This is a genomic window from Robertmurraya beringensis, from assembly GCF_042433785.1.
GTDB classification, from domain to species: Bacteria; Bacillota; Bacilli; order Bacillales; family Cytobacillaceae; genus Robertmurraya_A; species Robertmurraya_A beringensis.
In genome coordinates, this window is sequence record NZ_JBHLUU010000010.1 from 1 (window position 1) to 18,689 (window position 18,689).

18 protein-coding genes, 8 tRNA genes and 1 rRNA gene are annotated in these 18,689 nt (G+C 38.4%); 25 read left to right on the forward strand and 2 right to left on the reverse strand.

Annotated elements, in window-relative coordinates; genetic code table 11:
• Positions 1 to 189: 189 nt before the first annotated feature.
• The 10 genes from rrf (at position 190) to rocF (ending at position 2,376) form a co-directional block, all read left to right on the forward strand.
• Positions 190 to 305, forward strand: a 5S ribosomal RNA gene (gene rrf / locus ACFFHF_RS01695).
• A gap of 16 nt (positions 306 to 321) precedes the next feature.
• Positions 322 to 397, forward strand: a tRNA-Asn gene (locus ACFFHF_RS01700).
• Positions 398 to 433: 36 nt separating this feature from the next.
• A tRNA-Thr gene (locus tag ACFFHF_RS01705) sits at positions 434 to 506 on the forward strand.
• A gap of 24 nt (positions 507 to 530) precedes the next feature.
• A tRNA-Glu gene (locus ACFFHF_RS01710) sits at positions 531 to 605 on the forward strand.
• A gap of 89 nt (positions 606 to 694) precedes the next feature.
• Positions 695 to 767, forward strand: a tRNA-Val gene (locus ACFFHF_RS01715).
• Positions 768 to 811: 44 nt separating this feature from the next.
• Positions 812 to 887, forward strand: a tRNA-Thr gene (locus ACFFHF_RS01720).
• 18 nt (positions 888 to 905) lie between these two features.
• Positions 906 to 989, forward strand: a tRNA-Tyr gene (locus ACFFHF_RS01725).
• A gap of 62 nt (positions 990 to 1,051) precedes the next feature.
• Positions 1,052 to 1,123 (forward strand) — tRNA-Gln (locus ACFFHF_RS01730).
• Positions 1,124 to 1,253: 130 nt separating this feature from the next.
• A tRNA-Lys gene (locus ACFFHF_RS01735) sits at positions 1,254 to 1,326 on the forward strand.
• Between the two features lie 153 nt (positions 1,327 to 1,479).
• A complete protein-coding gene (rocF, locus tag ACFFHF_RS01740) occupies positions 1,480 to 2,376 on the forward strand; it encodes an arginase (RefSeq protein ID WP_377057487.1) in 897 nt (298 codons plus the stop codon).
• A 17-nt stretch (positions 2,377 to 2,393) separates the two neighbouring features.
• On the opposite strand, the gene ACFFHF_RS01745 is transcribed toward rocF, so the two are convergent.
• Complete coding sequence (locus ACFFHF_RS01745) at positions 2,394 to 2,564, reverse strand: aspartyl-phosphate phosphatase Spo0E family protein (protein ID WP_160549888.1); 171 nt, start codon at positions 2,562 to 2,564, stop codon at positions 2,394 to 2,396.
• A gap of 195 nt (positions 2,565 to 2,759) precedes the next feature.
• On the opposite strand from ACFFHF_RS01745, the gene sigW reads away from it, so the two are divergent.
• The 7 genes from sigW to ACFFHF_RS01780 all read left to right on the forward strand — a co-directional run bounded on the left by sigW (position 2,760) and on the right by ACFFHF_RS01780 (position 10,810).
• A complete protein-coding gene (gene sigW / locus ACFFHF_RS01750; protein ID WP_160549887.1) occupies positions 2,760 to 3,323 on the forward strand; it encodes an RNA polymerase sigma factor SigW in 564 nt (187 codons plus the stop codon).
• 16 nt (positions 3,324 to 3,339) lie between these two features.
• Positions 3,340 to 3,972 (forward strand): zf-HC2 domain-containing protein, encoded by a 633-nt coding sequence (locus ACFFHF_RS01755; protein WP_340901812.1) that lies wholly within the window; start codon positions 3,340 to 3,342, stop codon positions 3,970 to 3,972.
• Between the two features lie 143 nt (positions 3,973 to 4,115).
• On the forward strand, positions 4,116 to 4,943 hold the full coding sequence (cdaA, locus tag ACFFHF_RS01760; protein WP_160549531.1) for a diadenylate cyclase CdaA: 828 nt from the start codon (positions 4,116 to 4,118) through the stop codon (positions 4,941 to 4,943).
• The gene (locus ACFFHF_RS01765; protein WP_160549530.1) at positions 4,936 to 6,171 is read left to right on the forward strand and encodes a CdaR family protein; all 1,236 of its coding nucleotides are present in this window, start codon (positions 4,936 to 4,938) and stop codon (positions 6,169 to 6,171) included. Before cdaA ends, ACFFHF_RS01765 begins: the two co-directional genes overlap by 8 nt.
• 32 nt (positions 6,172 to 6,203) lie before the next feature.
• Positions 6,204 to 7,547 carry a phosphoglucosamine mutase gene (gene glmM / locus ACFFHF_RS01770; protein ID WP_340901816.1) on the forward strand — a complete coding sequence of 448 codons (1,344 nt, stop codon included), beginning with the start codon at positions 6,204 to 6,206 and terminating at the stop codon, positions 7,545 to 7,547.
• A 429-nt stretch (positions 7,548 to 7,976) separates the two neighbouring features.
• On the forward strand, positions 7,977 to 9,779 hold the full coding sequence (glmS, locus tag ACFFHF_RS01775; RefSeq protein WP_160549528.1) for a glutamine--fructose-6-phosphate transaminase (isomerizing): 1,803 nt from the start codon (positions 7,977 to 7,979) through the stop codon (positions 9,777 to 9,779).
• Between the two features lie 230 nt (positions 9,780 to 10,009).
• Positions 10,010 to 10,810 carry an HAD-IIB family hydrolase gene (locus tag ACFFHF_RS01780; RefSeq protein ID WP_160549527.1) on the forward strand — a complete coding sequence of 267 codons (801 nt, stop codon included), beginning with the start codon at positions 10,010 to 10,012 and terminating at the stop codon, positions 10,808 to 10,810.
• Positions 10,811 to 10,863: 53 nt separating this feature from the next.
• On the opposite strand, the gene ACFFHF_RS01785 is transcribed toward ACFFHF_RS01780, so the two are convergent.
• Positions 10,864 to 11,775 carry a ferritin family protein gene (locus ACFFHF_RS01785; protein ID WP_160549526.1) on the reverse strand — a complete coding sequence of 304 codons (912 nt, stop codon included), beginning with the start codon at positions 11,773 to 11,775 and terminating at the stop codon, positions 10,864 to 10,866.
• Between the two features lie 224 nt (positions 11,776 to 11,999).
• On the opposite strand from ACFFHF_RS01785, the gene ACFFHF_RS01790 reads away from it, so the two are divergent.
• The 8 genes from ACFFHF_RS01790 to ACFFHF_RS01825 all read left to right on the forward strand — a co-directional run bounded on the left by ACFFHF_RS01790 (position 12,000) and on the right by ACFFHF_RS01825 (position 18,635).
• Positions 12,000 to 13,946: a CoA-disulfide reductase gene (locus ACFFHF_RS01790; protein WP_160549525.1), complete on the forward strand. Its 1,947-nt coding sequence runs from the start codon at positions 12,000 to 12,002 to the stop codon at positions 13,944 to 13,946.
• A 516-nt stretch (positions 13,947 to 14,462) separates the two neighbouring features.
• Complete coding sequence (locus ACFFHF_RS01795) at positions 14,463 to 14,726, forward strand: metal-sensitive transcriptional regulator (RefSeq protein ID WP_160549524.1); 264 nt, start codon at positions 14,463 to 14,465, stop codon at positions 14,724 to 14,726.
• A gap of 151 nt (positions 14,727 to 14,877) precedes the next feature.
• Complete coding sequence (locus ACFFHF_RS01800; RefSeq protein ID WP_160549523.1) at positions 14,878 to 15,357, forward strand: DsrE/DsrF/DrsH-like family protein; 480 nt, start codon at positions 14,878 to 14,880, stop codon at positions 15,355 to 15,357.
• Between the two features lie 66 nt (positions 15,358 to 15,423).
• Positions 15,424 to 15,720, forward strand: a complete 297-nt coding sequence (locus ACFFHF_RS01805; protein ID WP_160549522.1) for a rhodanese-like domain-containing protein — start codon at positions 15,424 to 15,426, stop codon at positions 15,718 to 15,720.
• A 54-nt stretch (positions 15,721 to 15,774) separates the two neighbouring features.
• The gene (locus ACFFHF_RS01810; protein WP_160549521.1) at positions 15,775 to 16,350 is read left to right on the forward strand and encodes a sulfurtransferase TusA family protein; all 576 of its coding nucleotides are present in this window, start codon (positions 15,775 to 15,777) and stop codon (positions 16,348 to 16,350) included.
• A gap of 44 nt (positions 16,351 to 16,394) precedes the next feature.
• Positions 16,395 to 17,522: an MBL fold metallo-hydrolase gene (locus tag ACFFHF_RS01815; protein WP_160549520.1), complete on the forward strand. Its 1,128-nt coding sequence runs from the start codon at positions 16,395 to 16,397 to the stop codon at positions 17,520 to 17,522.
• Between the two features lie 23 nt (positions 17,523 to 17,545).
• Positions 17,546 to 17,773, forward strand: coding sequence for a sulfurtransferase TusA family protein (locus ACFFHF_RS01820; protein WP_160549519.1), 228 nt, complete (start codon positions 17,546 to 17,548; stop codon positions 17,771 to 17,773).
• 85 nt (positions 17,774 to 17,858) lie between these two features.
• Positions 17,859 to 18,635, forward strand: coding sequence for a sulfite exporter TauE/SafE family protein (locus ACFFHF_RS01825; RefSeq protein ID WP_160549518.1), 777 nt, complete (start codon positions 17,859 to 17,861; stop codon positions 18,633 to 18,635).
• Positions 18,636 to 18,689: the final 54 nt, after the last annotated feature.

Here is an 18,689-nt window from a genome sequence, read left to right on the forward strand (position 1 = left end):
AATCACGCAAGAAGGCCTGCCTTCTGGAGGGATTTGGCTTATGACCTCGAGCGGCTAGGCGCTGTAGCTGGACAACGATGAAACGTATTTCTTTCTTCTTCATTCATTATCTAGTTTTGAGAGAATGCTTAAAAATTTCTCTTGAAAAAACGCGAAAAACTATTATAATAAATAGTGTCGCATAAATAGTCTGGTGGCGATAGCGAAAAGGTCACACCCGTTCCCATACCGAACACGGAAGTTAAGCTTTTCAGCGCCGATGGTAGTTGAGGGTTTCCCTCTGTGAGAGTAGGACGTCGCCAGGCGTTAATATTTTATCGTTCCACAGTAGCTCAGTTGGTAGAGCATTCGGCTGTTAACCGAACGGTCGCAGGTTCGAGTCCTGCCTGTGGAGCCATTTTCATAAGACAACCTCTTATGAGCTCTTTGGAATGCTTCCATAGCTCAGCAGGTAGAGCACTTCCATGGTAAGGAAGAGGTCACCGGTTCGAATCCGGTTGGAAGCTCTCTGTTTTATAGATTACTAGTACGGCCCCTTGGTCAAGCGGTTAAGACACCGCCCTTTCACGGCGGTAACACGGGTTCGAATCCCGTAGGGGTCACCAAGTTTTTTCACGAAGTGAAAATAACCAAGTTTTTTCGCAAAGTGAAAATAACCAAGTTTTTTCGCAAAGTGAAAATAACATTCTATTTCGGAGGATTAGCTCAGCTGGGAGAGCACCTGCCTTACAAGCAGGGGGTCGGCGGTTCGATCCCGTCATCCTCCATCAAGACTACTTTTCACTTCTGTGAAAAGTAGTCTTCCTAATAAGCCGGCGTAGCTCAATTGGTAGAGCAACTGACTTGTAATCAGTAGGTTGGGGGTTCAAGTCCTCTCACCGGCACCATGCTTCATTTCGAATAATGGAGGGGTAGCGAAGTGGCTAAACGCGGCGGACTGTAAATCCGCTCCCTTGGGTTCGGCGGTTCGAATCCGTCCCCCTCCACCATTTAAATTACATAGTAAGTCTAAAAATGGACAAACTAAAAATGTCCTTTTTATTTTGACTTTTGGGCTATAGCCAAGCGGTAAGGCAACGGACTTTGACTCCGTCATGCGTTGGTTCGAATCCAGCTAGCCCAGTCGGAAAAAGCGGAAGCAACTTGAATAGGGGCGACTGGTATAAGGCGAAGGCTGTAGGAGGTGCTGACCTCTGGAGACTTTGCCTTATAACCCCGAGCCCCTAGTTGCTGTAGCTAGACACTAATATCTTGAGCCATTAGCTCAGTCGGTAGAGCATCTGACTTTTAATCAGAGGGTCGAAGGTTCGAGTCCTTCATGGCTCATTGAAACCTTAGGAATATTTCCTAAGGTTTTTTTGTACGTAAAGTTATTTGAAAATTGGATATTGACTGCATATTTATGCGCGATTTTGTCGAGTTGAGTCACAGACATATAAATGTATAAAATAGGAGGGAGAACAGACAGGGGGTTAGAGGATGAAAAAACTATCAATTATTGGGATGCCAATGGATCTTGGTCAAATGAGACGTGGGGTGGATATGGGGCCGAGTGCCATTAGGTATGCTGGGGTTGTTGAAAGATTACGAAACCTTTTTGATGAAGTACATGATTTAGGGGATATCCCGATTGGAAGACCTGAGGTTGTGATAGACGAGCAATCTAATCTAAGAAACTTACATCTTGTCGCAGAAAAAAATGAGGCACTATCAAAGGAAGTTGATCAAGCAATCTCTTCAGGATCCTTTCCGCTTGTCCTTGGAGGAGACCACAGTATTGCAATTGGAACATTAGCTGGAGTTTCAAAGCATTACAAAAGTTTGGGTGTTATTTGGTATGACGCACATGGGGATCTTAATACGGCGGAAACTTCACCTTCTGGAAATATTCACGGAATGCCATTGGCTGTAAGTCTGGGTATTGGACATAAGATGTTAACAAGTGTCGGAGGATTTGAACCTAAAATTAAACCTGAAAATATTGTTCTAATAGGTGCAAGAGCACTTGATGAGGGAGAAAAAGAGTTAATAAAAGAGATTGGTATAAAAGTATACACGATGCATGAAATCGATCGTTTAGGTATGACAAAGGTGATGGAAGAAACGATTGAGTATTTAAAAGAGAGAACGGATGGGGTACATCTCTCTTTAGACTTAGATGGGTTAGATCCACATGATGCTCCAGGAGTAGGAACACCTGTTACCGGTGGGATTAGCTACAGAGAAAGCCATCTTGCCATGGAAATGCTTGCAGAATCTAAACTTATTACATCCGCTGAATTTGTCGAAGTTAATCCGATATTAGATGATAAAAATAAAACAGCATCAGTAGCTGTTGCTCTGATGGGTTCGTTATTTGGCGAAAAATTATTATAACACAATAGCAGTAACTCTCATAAAGAGTTGCTGCTATTTTTTATTAATCTGTCGTATTTATTTAATAGATTGTCCAATTTTTTACTAAGTATGATTACTTTTTCATTGCTTAATGAAGAGTGAGATGCTTGGCTCACCATTTTTCTACGATGAGCTTCAATATCTTTAAGAAGAGATTGCTTATCCATATGATTCACTCCTATTCGTAATGATATAATAACCTCCCTAATTTCTACATTTATACCCAGAGCCAAAATTTTTAAACTATTTACAGTAAATATTTGTTAAAATATGTAGTGGAGAAAAATTTTTTGTAAGTAATGAAACCTTTTCCGGTATCGATACGTATTATCGAGTAGCCGCATTAGAGCGGAGGTATAGGAATGGAAGCACTGATTAAAAAAAGAATCAAGCAAGTGTTAAAAGGGGACCAAAGCGCATACGGGGAAATCGTTGAGATATATAAGGACAAAGTTTTTCAACTTTGTTTTCGAATTCTTGGTAATCGTCATGAAGCGGAGGATATGGCACAAGAGGCATTTATTAGAGGATATGTTAACATATCCAGCTTTAATATTGATTTAAAGTTTTCAACTTGGTTATATAGAATTGCAACAAACCTATGTATTGATCGGATTCGAAAGAAAAAGCCAGACTACTACCTTGATGCAGAAGTATCAGGTACAGATGGACTGACCATGTATTCTCAAATTGCATCAGATACGATTCTTCCTGAAGATGAAATAGAGAGTCTTGAACTACAAGAGACGATTCAACGAGAAATTACTAAGTTGCCAGAAAAATATCGATCTGTAATTGTTCTAAAATATATTGAAGAGCTTTCATTAAATGAAATTAGTGAGATACTAGATATCCCACTAGGCACAGTAAAAACAAGGATACATAGGGGTAGGGAAGCATTACGACACCAATTAAGAAATGTTTAATGAGAGGTGAAAATCAGTGAAGTGTCCAGATAACATTGTCTTGTATATGCATGAATATCTAGATGAAGAAATTGAAGATCAAGATGAACAGCTACTAAAAAAGCATTTACAGACCTGCCCAAAATGTCAAAGTTATTTTCATGAATTAGAGAAGGCAATTGCCTTAGTGCAGAGCACTTCTCATATACAGGCACCTAGTAATTTTACTGAAAATGTAATGGCTCGACTACCTAAAGAAAAAAGAAGGGTGGGTGTCAATCGATGGTTCCGACAGCATCCTTTATTGACCGCAGCATCACTTTTTATCATTTTAATGACAGGTAGTGTTCTTTCAACTTGGAATAAAGATCAAGAGTTTTCAGTAACAAAGCAACCAAATTTAGTGGTTCATAATAATACCGTTATTGTTCCTGAGGGTGAAGTAGTTAAAGGGGATATAACTGTTAGAAACGGCGCCCTTCAAATTGAGGGAAAGGTTGAAGGTGATGTAACTGTCATTAACGGGCAAATTAACGGAGAAAATTATTTGGCCTCTGCAGGACATGTTACGGGTGAGATTAAAGAAGTAAATGAAGTGTTTGAATGGATTTGGTATCATATAAAAAAGACAAGCAAAGAGCTTGTTAGCGTTTTTCAAGATAAGGATTGATAAATTAGTCGCTCGTATAGGAGTGACTAATTTTTTCTTATAATAAGAGCAAATTATTTGTCATTTCAATTTTATGTTATAATAAAAAAGTTAAACAAAATTATTAGCTTAATGCTTTGAAAAATATATTTGGAGGAAGTACAATGTCGATTGCGGATTTCGATGTTTTGAAATACTTATCCATTACCATTGACATTCTCCTAGTTTGGTACGTGATCTATAAGCTGATCATGGTTATTAAAGGTACGAAGGCAGTCCAACTGCTTAAAGGGATATTTGTTATATTAATGGTGACAGTGATTAGTGATTGGTTTAGCCTAAAAACACTGAATTGGATGATGGAACAAGTATTGCTTTGGGGAGTTCTTGGGATTATTATTATCTTTCAGCCAGAGCTTAGAAGAGCACTTGAACAGCTAGGTCGAGGGCGGTTCTTCTCTCGAACAGGTGGACAGGAAGAGGAAGAACAGGAAAAAATGGTAGAAGCGATTACAAAAGCAACTGATTATATGGCAAAGCGTAGAATCGGTGCGTTAATGTCAATTGAAAGAGAAACCGGTATGGGAGATTACATAGAGACTGGAATTGGCTTACAAGCGAAAATCTCCTCAGAGCTATTAATTAATATATTTATACCAAATACACCGCTTCATGATGGTGCAGTTATTATTCAAAAGAATATGGTTGCAGCAGCTGCCTGTTATCTACCGTTATCTGAGAGTCCTTTTATTTCTAAGGAACTAGGAACAAGGCACAGAGCGGCTCTAGGAATTAGTGAAGTGACAGATAGTGTAACCGTTATTGTCTCTGAAGAAACCGGGTCCATCTCACTTACTAAAAATGGAGAACTTCACCGTGACTTAAAGCTTGAACAGTTTAAGCAAATGTTAGCCAATGAATTTATTACTCCAATAAAACCGAAGCAAACCTCCACACCTCGATGGAATTGGAGGGGAAAAAAGAATGGATAATCTAATTGATAAACTAATTGATAATCGATGGTTTATTAGGGTTGTTGCCTTGCTATTAGCCTTCTTGCTTTTCGTATACGTGTATGACGGAGAAGATTTATCGATTAATGTGCCACAGGATCAAGAAACTGAAACAATCACAGACGTTCCCGTGAAAAGTTATTATGATACGGAAAACCTTGTCGTAAGTGGGGTTCCTAGTACTGTAACCATCAAGTTAAGTGGACCTAAAAATCTCTTGCAGCAAGCAAAGACCTCTCGATCATATGAAGTGTATGTGGATTTATCAGAGGCAGAGATCGGTACACAACGCGTACCAATTGAAATTAGAGATGTGTCCGACAGACTAACGGTGGAAATTGAACCGAATTATGCTGATGTATCTATACAAGAGAAGGTAACTCAAGAATTCAAGGTGGAGCCCGAGTATAATTCAAGTCTTGTTGCAGATGGTTATTCCGCTGAGCAGGCGATTGTTAAGCCTAACAAAGTGAAAATTACCGGCGCAAAAGATGTGATCGAAAAAATCACTTATGTAAAAGCAACGATAGATTTAGAAGGAAAGATCGAGGATACTGTAACGAAGGAAGCGAAAATTTTAGTCTTGGATCAAGACCTAAATAAACTGGATGTCATACTTGAATCAGATACAGTTGAGGTGACCATACCAGTAAAGGCGTCTAGTAAAGAAGTTCCTATTAAAATAGTTGAAAGAGGAACTCCCCCCAGTGGGGTAACTATTGAATCCATTGACTTAGCTCAATCCCAAGCAACCATACTTGCTAATGCGGATATATTAAACAAGACAGAATCTGTACGTGTGGAGGTAGATGTTAGTTCCATAAATGATGATACGACTCTGACTCTGCCGGTCATTATATCTGAAGGCATAGTTAGTGTGGATCCGGAAACTGTTGAAGTCACCGTTAAGGTCAGTCGGGAAGAGGATATTACCTTTTCAAATATTCCGATTAAAGCAAATGGATTGGCAGCCGACTTTGATATGTCATACAATGAACCGCTTGATGGGACAGTTTCAATTACCGCAACAGGGGAGAGCAATATAATAGGCTCCTTAAAAGAAAGTGACTTTAGCGTCATCCTTAATTTAGCTGGTTTAGGTGAAGGAGAACATACTGTAGATCTAAACGTCACTGGTCCAACAAATATTAGTTGGACGATCAACCAAAAGACAGCAAAAATTTCGATTACAGAACGTGAAGCATAGATGCACAACAATTATTAAGGAGAGATCTTTTAATGGGTAAATATTTCGGTACTGATGGGGTGCGAGGAGTAGCAAACAGTGAGTTAACACCAGAATTAGCATTCAAACTAGGACGTTTTGGTGGGTATGTTTTAACAAAAGATAAAGACCGTCCGAAGGTGATCATTGGACGTGATACTCGTATTTCAGGACATATGCTAGAGGGGGCTCTTGTTGCAGGCCTTTTATCTATTGGTGCAGAGGTCATGCGCTTAGGCGTGATTTCAACACCTGGAGTGGCATACTTAACGAAAGCACTTGGAGCACAAGCTGGAGTTATGATATCAGCTTCTCATAACCCGGTAGCTGATAACGGAATTAAATTCTTTGGACCAGATGGCTTTAAGCTTTCTGATGAGCAAGAACTGGAGATTGAAGGTTTAATGGATCTTGAAAAAGATGAACTGCCTAGACCAGTCGGTTCAGATTTAGGACAAGTTAATGATTATTTTGAAGGTGGACAAAAATATCTTCAATACTTAAAACAAACGGTTGATGAAGATTTTACGGGAATACATATTGCTCTAGATTGTGCTCACGGCGCTACTTCTTCACTAGCTACACACTTATTTGCTGACCTAGATGCTGATCTTTCAACAATGGGAGCGTCTCCTAATGGACTAAATATCAATGATGGTGTTGGTTCGACACACCCTGAGGCACTTTCAGCTTTTGTTAAAGAAAAAGGTGCAGATGTGGGCCTCTCTTTTGATGGTGATGGAGATCGATTAATTGCCATCGATGAAAATGGAGATATCGTTGACGGAGATCAGATTATGTATATTTGTGCTAAGTTCATGAAGGAGCAAGGAAGACTCAAGCACAATACAGTGGTTTCGACTGTAATGAGTAATCTTGGTTTCTATAAGGGCTTGGAAGGTCACGGAGTTGAAAGTGTTCAAACCGCAGTAGGTGACCGTTATGTTGTGGAAGAAATGAAAAAGACAGGCTACAACTTAGGTGGTGAACAGTCAGGACACATCATTTTCCTAGACTACAACACAACCGGAGATGGATTGCTTACTGGCCTCCAGTTAGCAAATATCATGAAGATCACGAAGAAGCCACTTTCGGAACTTGCAGGAGAAATGAAAAAATTCCCTCAAAAGCTGGTGAACATTCGCGTAACGGATAAGTACCATGTTACAGACAATGAAAAGGTAAGTGCTATTATTTCAGAGGTAGAGACCGAAATGAACGGTAACGGACGTATTCTTGTTCGACCTTCAGGTACAGAACCACTTGTAAGAGTCATGGCAGAAGCACCAACAGAGGAGCTTTGTGAGTCTTACGTAAGCCGTATAGCAGCAGTTGTTCAGGAAGAAATGGGACTATAATATCACCTAGAAATATGCATGTGGGGAACGTTTACAACCCCTCATGCATATTTTTTATATATGGGATACTTTATGTCACATAGATTTTTGTTGACGAAGGCCTATCCATATTGTATGATTATCCTGATTTTGTAAAGAAGTCGGAAGGAGGATAGAGGTAAAAAATATAAAAACTTAAAGCGCCTGAACTAGCTAATGGACGAAGAGCGGCTAGTTGACGAGGAGGAGGTTTATCGATTTTTCGGCGGATGCCTCCCGATTGTTAAGCACAATCGTATGCTTTTTCTAAAAATCATTGGGGTAACCCGATGGACAAAGGGAAAAAGAATGCTTAAATCAATAAATGCTAACAATAAATATCACAGAGACTAGGGGGCAAGTCTGCCCTCGTTAGCAACTTGCCTCCGTAAATTAGGAGGAATTACACTTATGTGTGGAATCGTTGGATATATCGGTAATAATGACTCAAAGGAAATTTTATTAAAAGGGCTAGAAAAGCTTGAATATAGAGGTTATGATTCTGCTGGTATTGCAGTAATGAATGATACAGGCGTTCACGTGTTTAAGGAAAAGGGTCGTATTGCAGACTTACGTGAAATTGTCGACTTAGGTGTAATGGCAAATACAGGTATTGGTCACACTCGCTGGGCAACACACGGGGTGCCAAGCAAAGTGAATGCCCATCCACATCAAAGTTCTACGACTCGTTTAACACTTGTTCATAATGGAGTTATTGAGAACTATGACTTGTTGAAGAAAGAGTATCTACAAAATGTTCACTTTGAGAGTGACACAGATACAGAAGTTATCGTTCAATTAATCGATTTATTCGTGAGTGAAGGCCTTGAAGTAGAAGCTGCATTCCGTAAAACATTGAAACTTTTGAAGGGTTCATATGCCCTTGCCTTGCTTGACTCTCAAAACAATGAGACGATTTTTGTTGCGAAAAACAAAAGTCCTCTTTTAGTTGGTCTTGGAGACGGGTTCAATGTAGTGGCTAGTGACGCAATGGCGATGCTTCAAGTGACCAATCAATATGTAGAACTAATGGATAAAGAAGTAGTCATTGTTACGAAAGATGAAGTAACCATTCAAAACCTTGAAGGTGAAACCATTACTCGTGCACCTTATACAGCAGAGCTTGATGCAAGTGATATTGAAAAAGGCACCTACCCTCACTACATGTTGAAGGAAATTGATGAGCAGCCAGCTGTTATTCGTAAAATTATTCAACAGTACCAAAATGAATCAGGTCAGCTTGTGATTGACCAAGACATTGTGGATGCAGTGGATCAGTCTGATCGAGTGTACATCATTGCGGCGGGAACTTCTTATCACGCAGGACTTGTTGGGAAGCAATTAATTGAAAAGATTGCTCATATTCCAGTTGAGGTTCATATTGCAAGTGAGTTTGCTTATAACACACCATTATTATCAGCAAATCCATTATTTATCTTTATTTCTCAAAGTGGAGAGACCGCAGATAGCCGTCAGGTGTTAGTTCATGTGAAAAAGCTTGGTTATAAGACGTTAACGGTAACGAATGTGCCGGGTTCAACATTATCACGTGAAGCCGATTATACACTTCTGCTACATGCTGGTCCTGAAATTGCGGTGGCATCTACGAAAGCATACACGGCACAAATTGCGGTTCTGTCTATCTTATCAGAAGTAATAGCGAAAAAACGTGGACTTGAAGTGAACTTTGATTTAATTCATGAGCTAGGAATCGTAGCAAATGCCATCGAGGTACTATGTGATTCTAAAGATGAGTTTGAAGCCATTGCACGTGAGTATTTATCAACCACTAGAAATGCGTTCTTTATTGGCCGTGGAATCGACTTTTATGTAGTTCTTGAAGCTTCACTAAAGCTGAAAGAAATCTCTTATATTCAAGCGGAGGGCTTTGCAGGTGGAGAATTAAAGCATGGAACGATTGCTTTAATTGAAGATGGTACTCCAATCATCGCTCTAGCAACTCAAGAAAGTGTGAACCTAAGCATTCGCGGAAATGTGAAAGAGGTAGTAGCTCGTGGAGCAAACCCATGTATCATTTCCATGAAAGGTTTAGAAATGGAAGAAGATCGATTTGTTATTCCAGAAGTACACGAAATTTTAACACCTTTAGTCTCTGTTATTCCAACCCAGCTGATCGCTTACTATGCAGCACTACACCGTGAGTGTGACGTAGATAAGCCAAGAAACCTTGCCAAATCAGTAACGGTTGAGTAAAACTTGTCTAGTAAGGCACAATCCTTTAAAGGGTTGTGTCTTTTTTTGCATATTTTTCATTCTTACTATGTAACGCTGTGTTACATGGTTGTAACGTTTATCATTCATCATTATTAATAACTGTTTATCTCATTTTTATACTCTCTATAAGATCTCATATGATATATTATTCACATCACTTATTAAAGAAGTTTAATAAGTCACGAAGTAGAAATAATGGGGGAACCATAATGATTAAATTAGTGTTAACTGATATGGATGGAACGTTCTTAAATAATAGTGGTGATTTTAATAGAGAACTGTACCAGGATGTAAAGAAGATCATGAAAGAAAAAGGAGTAGTATTTGCTCCCGTTACTGGTAAGCAATGTGAACGTGTAGAAGAGTTATTTGGTGTGGATACCGAAGATTTGTGGATTCTAGGTGATAGTGCAACTCGAATTAAGCATAATGGAGAATTTGTTTATGAATCTCTGTTAAGTAATAAATTAGGTTTGGCAATTATTCGTTTACTGGAGGAAATTAGTACAGAACATACGATTATTGCTTGTACGAGAAATGGTGCGGTAATAAAAGATAACATTCCTCAAGGGGAATCGGCTATTGTCAGAAGATCCTATGCGCATGTAAAACAAGTATCTGATTTTAATGAACTAACAGAGGATTTTGTTAAGATCACGATTCATGATCCCTTGTTAAGATGTATGGAAACAAGAGAAAAACTATCACCATTTTTTGAGTCAGCCTATATTGTCGCATCTGAAGCAGCATGGATCGACATTGCCAATGTGAATGTTCATAAAGGTACTACGGTTGAACACTTACAGCGCTTATTGAATGTGACGCCAGAAGAAACGATGGCATTCGGCGATGGCTATAATGATTTAGAACTAATGACTCGAGCTACCTATAGCTTTGCTGTAAGAAATGCTGTTCAAGAATTAAAAGACGCGGCTAATTTTATCACACGTTCCAATCAAGATGACGCTGTGATGAAAACCATCATTGAGATATTATCATTACAAAGATAATGGAAGAAAAAGAAAGTCGGATTTGTTTCCGACTTTTTTTGTCCTGAAGATTTTTACCTATTTCTTTCAAGCCCTCTTTCAAATGCCGCAAGATGATTTTTGGATGCATTTCGTAATTGAGTGAACACCATACTAATATCATTTGGAAGTTCATATGCTAGGAACTTTTCATACATAGCTATATTGTCAACTTCTGCTTCTACACTAGCGGCAAAAGCGGCCTTTACACTTCCCGGTGTTTTGACGAACGATTGTGATATATCTTCTGGAATTGTGACTTGATATTTTTCAAAAAGAGGTAATAGTGCATAGATATGTCTTAATTCTGCTTCTTTGATTTGTGCAAATGTACGAATGTCTCCAAAAGTTTGGAGTACATTTTTATACCTAGATTGAGCCAAGTGTTCATCTTGAAGTGCGAAGGTTAGCATCTGGGGTAGGGTTAAACTGGTAGCATTTAATGCACCTTTAGCTCCGTAATTAGTAGGCTGGCGACTAGCGGTTGGAATCATTTGTTTATTTAATAGAAAGTATAAAAACCATACGGCATGATTTTGCTCATCAGCAGCAGCGCGACGAAAGGTCTCTTTAATAACAGGATTTTGTGACTTATCTGCAATGTCTAGGTAAAAGTCTACGGTTTCTTGTTCATCTCTAAAAGCAAACTCTACACCCTCTTGATACTGGTCAGGACACTTTTCAATGTTTTCAGCAACCGGTTGTCTGCCCGTTAGCTCTCTATATATTCTACTGAACTCCTCAAAGTGACGTATCTCATCCTGACGTATTTCAAGAATCTGATCTTTTTCAACCTGAGATTTGGCCATTCTAGATAATTGTTCATAACATTCAATGGCTCCATATTCCCCGTTGATCGCTTTTTGAATATCGGTTATTAAACTGACATCAAAAGTATTTCTTAGATAAGTATGAGAAAAGGGATAATTATTATAGAAATAGTGCATGCAAGAATCCACCCCCTAGGGTAATTTTTCAACTTATCATATGCTCATATATTGGATAGGTGCCTAACAGGGAGTAATTGTGAAGAAAGAGTGAACTCATACCCAAAGGGGTTTACTTTATTTTTTTATATACTATAATACCCATATAGGTATATGGTATTGCCTGAAACCTAGTTATAAAGTTAGTTTTTCATATATAAAAATTCTTTGTTGGAGGAATAGATATGACACAGAAAGTGGTTATCGTAGGCGGAGTAGCTGGGGGAGCAACGGCAGCAGCAAGATTAAGAAGAATTAGTGAAGATGTAGAAATCGTTCTTTTCGAACGTGGGGAGCATATTTCATTTGCAAACTGTGGATTACCTTATTATATCGGGGAAACGATCAAGGATAGAAGCAAGTTGTTAGTACAAACTGTCGAGGGTATGTCAGAACGCTTTAAGCTCGATATTCGTAACTTAAGTGAAGTAGTGAGCATTGATCCGGATAACAAACGGGTGACCATAAAGAATCTTCAAAATGGGGAAGTTTATGAAGAGTCCTTTGATAAGTTATTATTATCTCCTGGGGCTAGACCCATCGTGCCACCGATTCCAGGAATAAAGGAAAATGAGACTTTATTTACTTTAAGAAATATTCCAGATACGGATAAAATAAAAAACTATGTAGATACCGTACAACCTAAAAAGGCGGTTGTTATAGGTGGTGGCTTTATTGGTATCGAAATGGCAGAAAACCTAGTAGATCGAGGAATTGAAGTAACACTAATTGAAATGGCTAATCAAATTCTGGCACCAATCGATTTTGAAATGGCGAGTATTTTACATGCTCATTTAAAAGAAAAAGGAGTTCAACTTATTCTAGAAAATGGGGTAAAAGCGTTTGAAGATCAAGGAAAGAACATCATCCTCTCAGATGGTTTGGAAATTTCTACAGATATGACCATTCTGTCTATCGGTGTCATTCCTGAAAATGAGTTGGCCAAATCAGCTGGTCTTGAAATAGGACAGCGTGGAGGTATTATGGTGAATGAGTATCTTCAAACGTCAATTGAGGATATTTACGCAGTGGGAGATGCAGTAGAGGTAGTCGATTATATTAGCGGTACAAAGGCAATGATTCCACTTGCTGGTCCTGCAAACCGTCAAGGGCGGATCGCTGCTAATAATATCATGGGGAAAAAAGAGAAATACCAAGGAACGATGGGTACTTCTATTGCAAAGGTATTTGATTTAACGGTTGCCGCTACTGGGAACAATGAAAAAACACTAAAACAACTAGGGGTATCTTACGAAGTGGTTCATCTTCACCCAAGCTCACATGCTGGCTACTATCCAGGAGCTGTACCCATGTCTCTAAAGTTGATTTTTGACAAGGAAACAGGAAAAATCTTTGGTGCACAAGCGGTTGGAGCAGATGGGGTTGATAAACGAATGGACGTTATTGCTACAGCGATTAAAGGTGGACTAACGGTTGAAGACTTAACAAACTTAGAACTGTCATACGCTCCACCGTATTCCTCTGCTAAAGATCCAGTCAATATGGCAGGTTATGTAGCAACAAATCTTATGGAGGATGAATTAGAACATATTCAGTGGCATGAAGTAGACCAAATCGTTTCTGGAGGTGGCTTACTAATTGACGTTCGCGAACCAATGGAACGTGAAATTGGTTTTATTGAAGGTTCAATTAATATTTCGCTAAATGAACTCAGAAATAAATTAGATGAAATTCCTAAAGATCAAACCATATATGTAAGCTGTCAGGTAGGGTTAAGAGGGTATTTAGCAAGCCGAATTCTAAAAAATAACGGATTCAATGTAAAGAATGTGGATGGTGGCTGGAAGACCTATTCTTCCGTATTTGGAAGCAACATAGCTAAACAAGTTGAAACAAAAACGAACGATCTTGGAGAAACAGTTATCGAAGAACGTTCCAAAGACTTACAGGTGGATTCATTGGTAGATGTTAGTGGTTTAACGTGTCCCATGCCTATCGTAAAGCTAAAAAAAGGAATAGAGGTATTAGTAAGTGGCCAGGTGCTAGAGCTTCATGTAACAGATAAAGGAGCATTAAATGATTTACCTGCTTGGTCAAAAAATGCTGGTCACACCATTCTAAAAACGGAGCAAGATGATAAGCTCATTAAGTTTTGGATTAAAAAGAAATAGGTTAATAAACGCATGACTCAAATACAGGAGTCGTGCGTTTTTCATGTGGTAAAAATTCCCTGATTGACTTTATACCCAATGGGGTATAATATGTACATATCGACAAACACCTAAGGAGGTATTTCAGATTGCTTTTGTAACCATTCTACTGTTAGTGATTGGATATGTGTTATTTGAAAGGTATTTTCCGGTTTACTCTGTAGTTTATATTCCGAGAGAAGAGATCGAAACAAAATCCACTATTATTGATTTAAGAGATTATAATCAATCGAGTAAATTCTCTATACCGGGTTCAGTAAATATACCTGTTGCTTATCTTAATAGATTTAGCACGGACATACCCAATCGTAAACTATATATTATTGCTTCAAACAATCTAGAAAGAAATGTGGGTATTCGTCTTTTACGTAGGAAAGGATTTCAAGTAATTGGATATACCCTTGCTGGTCATCAATCAAAACTATTGAAAGAGGATCAACTAAATATAAAAAATCTTTGTTAAAAGGAGGCAAGGATATGGAATACAATACTCAAATTCAAAATAGAGTAAAGCGTATAGAAGGACAGCTTAGAGGGATTTTACGAATGATGGATGAAAATAAGGACTGTAAAGAAGTAATTACACAATTATCAGCTGTTCGAACGGCTGTTGATCGTACAATAGGTGTAATTGTAGGTTCAAATTTAGTTGACTGTGTACAAAAAGCTAATGAAAATGAAGAATCAAATGCAGAAGATCTGATTAAAGAAGCGGTTAATTTGCTTGTAAAAAGTAGATAAAAAAGGATTGACACCATGGAGACATTCATTTATATTATACCCATAGGGGTAAGTTGGAGATTTAAAACAACTTATATTTTTTTAAATTATAATATACCCATATAGGTATATGTAAATAAATTATATAGAAAATCTAGGAGGTAACAGGATAATGTCAGAAAAGAAAAAAACTACAATTGTGTTATTTAGTGGAGATTACGATAAAGCGATGGCTGCTTATATTATCGCAAATGGTGCAGCAGCTTATGATCATGAAGTAACCATTTTTCATACGTTTTGGGGCTTAAATGCTTTACGTAAAGAGGAAAACATGATGGTGAAAAAAGGATTTATGGAAAAGATGTTTGAAAAAATGATGCCAAGAGGCGCAGATAAGATGGGATTATCTAAAATGCACTTTGCAGGAATGGGACCAAAAATGATTAAAGGTGTTATGAAAAAACACAACGCGATGTCCCTACCTCAGTTAATCGAAATGGCACAAGAACAAGACGTAAAATTAGTGGCATGTACGATGACAATGGATCTGTTAGGTCTTAAAGAAGAAGAGCTTCTTGAAAATGTCGAATATGCGGGTGTAGCTGCTTATTTGGCGGATGCAGAAGATGGGAATGTGAATCTATTTATTTAATAAAAGATAAGGGATTTTGCCAAGGCGGCATGAGCGTCTGGTCATAAGATATAGGAGGAATCAACAATGAAAGCAATGACCGCAAAAGAAGTAGAAACACTATTAAACGAAGGAACAGCAATAGACATTATCGATGTGCGTGAAGTAGATGAGGTAGCGGCTGGGAAAATTCCTGGGGCAGTAAATATTCCATTAGGACTTATTGAGTTCCGCATGCATGAGTTAGATAAATCAAAGGAATATATCATGGTTTGTCGTTCTGGTGGTAGAAGTGGTAGTGCTTCACAATTTCTTGAAAGCTATGGATACAACGTCATTAATATGACTGGTGGTATGCTTTCTTGGGAAGGTAAAACAGAATAAAAAATTTTAAAATAAAATATACCCTGTATGGTATAAAAGTAATGGAGGTAACTTATGGATAACTTAAAAGCAAACGTTACTCTTGATGCAAAGGGACTAGCATGTCCAATGCCGATTGTTAAAACGAAAAAAGCAATGACTGGATTAGAAGCAGGGCAAGTATTGGAAGTCCAAGCAACAGATAAGGGATCAAAAGCAGATATTAAAGCATGGGCTGAAAGTACAGGACATCAATATCTAGGTACTTTGGAAGAAGGAAATGTCTTAAAGCACTATCTAAGAAAGTCATCAAGCGATGAAACGATCGAAAGAAAACATCCAAACGTAGTGACAAACGAAGAATTACAGTCGAAGCTTGAAGCAAATGAAAACATGATGGTTTTAGATGTAAGAGAAACGGCAGAATATGCATTTAACCATATTCCGAATGCGATCTCTATTCCACTTGGTGAGTTAGAAGCTCGTATGAATGAATTAAACCAAGATCAAGCCATCTATATTGTATGCCGTACAGGTAGCCGTAGTGATCTTGCTGCTCAGAAACTAGCTGAGAACGGATTTTCTAACGTATGGAATGTTATTCCAGGTATGAGTCAATGGACTGGAACAACGGATCGTATCAACCATTAAGGAAAAAAATTTTAGAATTAATTATACTCTAGGGGGTAAAAGTAATGACTGTTCAAGCAATGACGGCAAAAGAAGTGACGAAGAAAGTATTTAATAAAGAAGTATTCTTCATTTTAGATGTACGTAATGAAGAGGCATTTCAAGATTGGAAAATTGATGGCGAAAATTTTGAATATCTAAATGTACCGTACTTCGATCTATTAGATGGGATAGAGGAAATCCTTGATCAAGTACCAACGGATAAAGAGGTATTAGTCGTTTGTGCCAAGGAAGGATCATCTATCATGGTAGCTGACATGCTTTCTGAAGCAGGACGTACGGTGTCTTATCTAGCTGGTGGGATGAAAGCATGGAGTGAACACCTAGAACCCGTTAAGGTGGGGGATTTAAAAGACGGTGGTGAAATTTATCAGTTCGTTCGTATTGGAAAAGGCTGTTTATCATACATGGTTGTTTCAAATGGCGAAGCAGCTATCATCGACTCTACTCGTATGACGGATACGTACCTTGATTTTGCCAACTCGATCGGAGCAAAGATCACTCATGTATTTGATACTCACCTTCATGCCGACCATATTTCTGGTGGAAGAGTGATCGCTGAAAAAACAAATGCAACATACTGGTTACCACCAAAGGATGCAACAGAAGTGACATTTACGTACCAACCATTAGAAGACGGCAAAGATGTAGAAATTGGAAATGTGAAAATCAATATTCATGCATTGTATTCACCAGGACACACAATCGGATCTACTTCCTTTATTGTGGATGAAAAGTTCTTACTTTCAGGAGATATCTTGTTCATCGATTCGATTGGAAGACCAGATTTAGCTGGACTAGCACAGGATTGGGTGGGAGACTTACGTGAAAGTCTATACAAGCGTTACAGAGAGCTATCTGAGAAGTTAATCGTACTTCCAGCTCACTTTATGATCATTGATGAGTTAAATGAAGATGGAAGTGTGTCAGAAAAGCTAGGTACACTTTTTAAGAAAAACCACGGTTTAAATATTGCAGACGAAGATGAATTTAGAAGAGTGGTAACGGAAAACCTTCCACCACAACCGAATGCATACCAACAAATTCGTGAAACAAATATGGGGAAAATCACTCCAGACGAAGAGCAACAACGTGAAATGGAAATCGGACCAAACCGATGTGCGGTTCGATAAAAACAATACTAGGAGGAAATAAAATGGAATCAAATAAAGTATTAGATGCAAAAGGGCTGGCTTGTCCAATGCCGATCGTAAAAACAAAGAAAGCAATGAATGAATTAGAAAGTGGGCAAGTGTTAGAAATTCATGCAACCGATAAAGGGGCAAAAAGTGACCTAGCTGCATGGGCAAAATCAGGTGGTCATGAATTAATCAAACACGAAGAAGATAATGCGGTATTAAAATTTTGGATTAAAAAAGGCTGATTTATAAGGGGACCAGATAGGGTTCCCTTTTTCTAAAAATAGCGTCATAATAGGCGCTTTTGCTTTTTCAAAGGGGGAAAAAACGATGGATGTAGGATTTATAATCACCATCTTTTTAATTGGTTTTATTGGTTCATATATTTCCGGAATGCTTGGAATTGGCGGTTCAATCATTAAGTATCCGATGCTATTATACATTCCACCTTTATTCGGTTTAGCGGCTTTTAGTGCTCACGAAGTATCAGGAATAAGTGCTGTTCAGGTGTTTTTTGCTACGATCGGTGGGGTGTGGGCTTACCGAAAGGGTGGCTTTTTAAATAAAAAGCTCATCATTTATATGGGAGCAAGTATTTTAGTTGGTAGCTTTATTGGGGGCTTTGGTTCAAAGCTCATGAGTGAAGGTGGAATTAATCTCATATATGGTATTTTAGCATTGATTGCAGCTGTGATGATGTTCATTCCTAAAAAGGGTTTAGATGATCTTCCATTAGATCAAGTGACATTTAATAAATGGTTGGCAGCGGTCCTTGCATTTATCGTTGGAATAGGTTCTGGAATTGTCGGAGCTGCGGGTGCTTTTCTTTTAGTACCAATCATGCTTGTGGTATTAAAAATTCCAACTCGTATGACCATTGCCTCCTCACTTGCTATCACATTTATCTCCTCTATCGGTGCGACTGTTGGAAAAATAACAACGGGACAAGTAGAATTTTGGCCATCTTTAATCATGGTCATAGCTAGTTTAATTGCCTCGCCACTAGGGGCGATGGCAGGGAAAAAGGTTAACACAAAGATTCTCCAAATAGTCCTAGCACTTTTGATTTTAGCAACTGCGATAAAGATTTGGATGGATATATTGTAAGTTTGATAACATATTGAAGAACTTTAATATGAGAAGGCCATCAGTGATGGCCTT

What these genes read in the sequence shown, in the direction of transcription:
- ACFFHF_RS01745 (WP_160549888.1), bottom strand. Translation starts at nt 2,564, where the DNA reads ATGGATAAGCAATCTCTTCTTAAAGATATTGAAGCTCATCGTAGAAAA.
- ACFFHF_RS01765 (WP_160549530.1), top strand. Translation starts at nt 4,936, where the DNA reads ATGGATAATCTAATTGATAAACTAATTGATAATCGATGGTTTATTAGG.
- rocF (WP_377057487.1), top strand. Translation starts at nt 1,480, where the DNA reads ATGAAAAAACTATCAATTATTGGGATGCCAATGGATCTTGGTCAAATG.
- ACFFHF_RS01820 (WP_160549519.1), top strand. Translation starts at nt 17,546, where the DNA reads ATGGAATCAAATAAAGTATTAGATGCAAAAGGGCTGGCTTGTCCAATG.
- ACFFHF_RS01805 (WP_160549522.1), top strand. Translation starts at nt 15,424, where the DNA reads ATGAAAGCAATGACCGCAAAAGAAGTAGAAACACTATTAAACGAAGGA.
- ACFFHF_RS01780 (WP_160549527.1), top strand. Translation starts at nt 10,010, where the DNA reads ATGATTAAATTAGTGTTAACTGATATGGATGGAACGTTCTTAAATAAT.
- ACFFHF_RS01815 (WP_160549520.1), top strand. Translation starts at nt 16,395, where the DNA reads ATGACTGTTCAAGCAATGACGGCAAAAGAAGTGACGAAGAAAGTATTT.
- glmM (WP_340901816.1), top strand. Translation starts at nt 6,204, where the DNA reads ATGGGTAAATATTTCGGTACTGATGGGGTGCGAGGAGTAGCAAACAGT.
- ACFFHF_RS01795 (WP_160549524.1), top strand. Translation starts at nt 14,463, where the DNA reads ATGGAATACAATACTCAAATTCAAAATAGAGTAAAGCGTATAGAAGGA.
- sigW (WP_160549887.1), top strand. Translation starts at nt 2,760, where the DNA reads ATGGAAGCACTGATTAAAAAAAGAATCAAGCAAGTGTTAAAAGGGGAC.
- ACFFHF_RS01785 (WP_160549526.1), bottom strand. Translation starts at nt 11,775, where the DNA reads ATGCACTATTTCTATAATAATTATCCCTTTTCTCATACTTATCTAAGA.
- glmS (WP_160549528.1), top strand. Translation starts at nt 7,977, where the DNA reads ATGTGTGGAATCGTTGGATATATCGGTAATAATGACTCAAAGGAAATT.
- ACFFHF_RS01825 (WP_160549518.1), top strand. Translation starts at nt 17,859, where the DNA reads ATGGATGTAGGATTTATAATCACCATCTTTTTAATTGGTTTTATTGGT.
- ACFFHF_RS01790 (WP_160549525.1), top strand. Translation starts at nt 12,000, where the DNA reads ATGACACAGAAAGTGGTTATCGTAGGCGGAGTAGCTGGGGGAGCAACG.
- cdaA (WP_160549531.1), top strand. Translation starts at nt 4,116, where the DNA reads ATGTCGATTGCGGATTTCGATGTTTTGAAATACTTATCCATTACCATT.
- ACFFHF_RS01810 (WP_160549521.1), top strand. Translation starts at nt 15,775, where the DNA reads ATGGATAACTTAAAAGCAAACGTTACTCTTGATGCAAAGGGACTAGCA.
- ACFFHF_RS01800 (WP_160549523.1), top strand. Translation starts at nt 14,878, where the DNA reads ATGTCAGAAAAGAAAAAAACTACAATTGTGTTATTTAGTGGAGATTAC.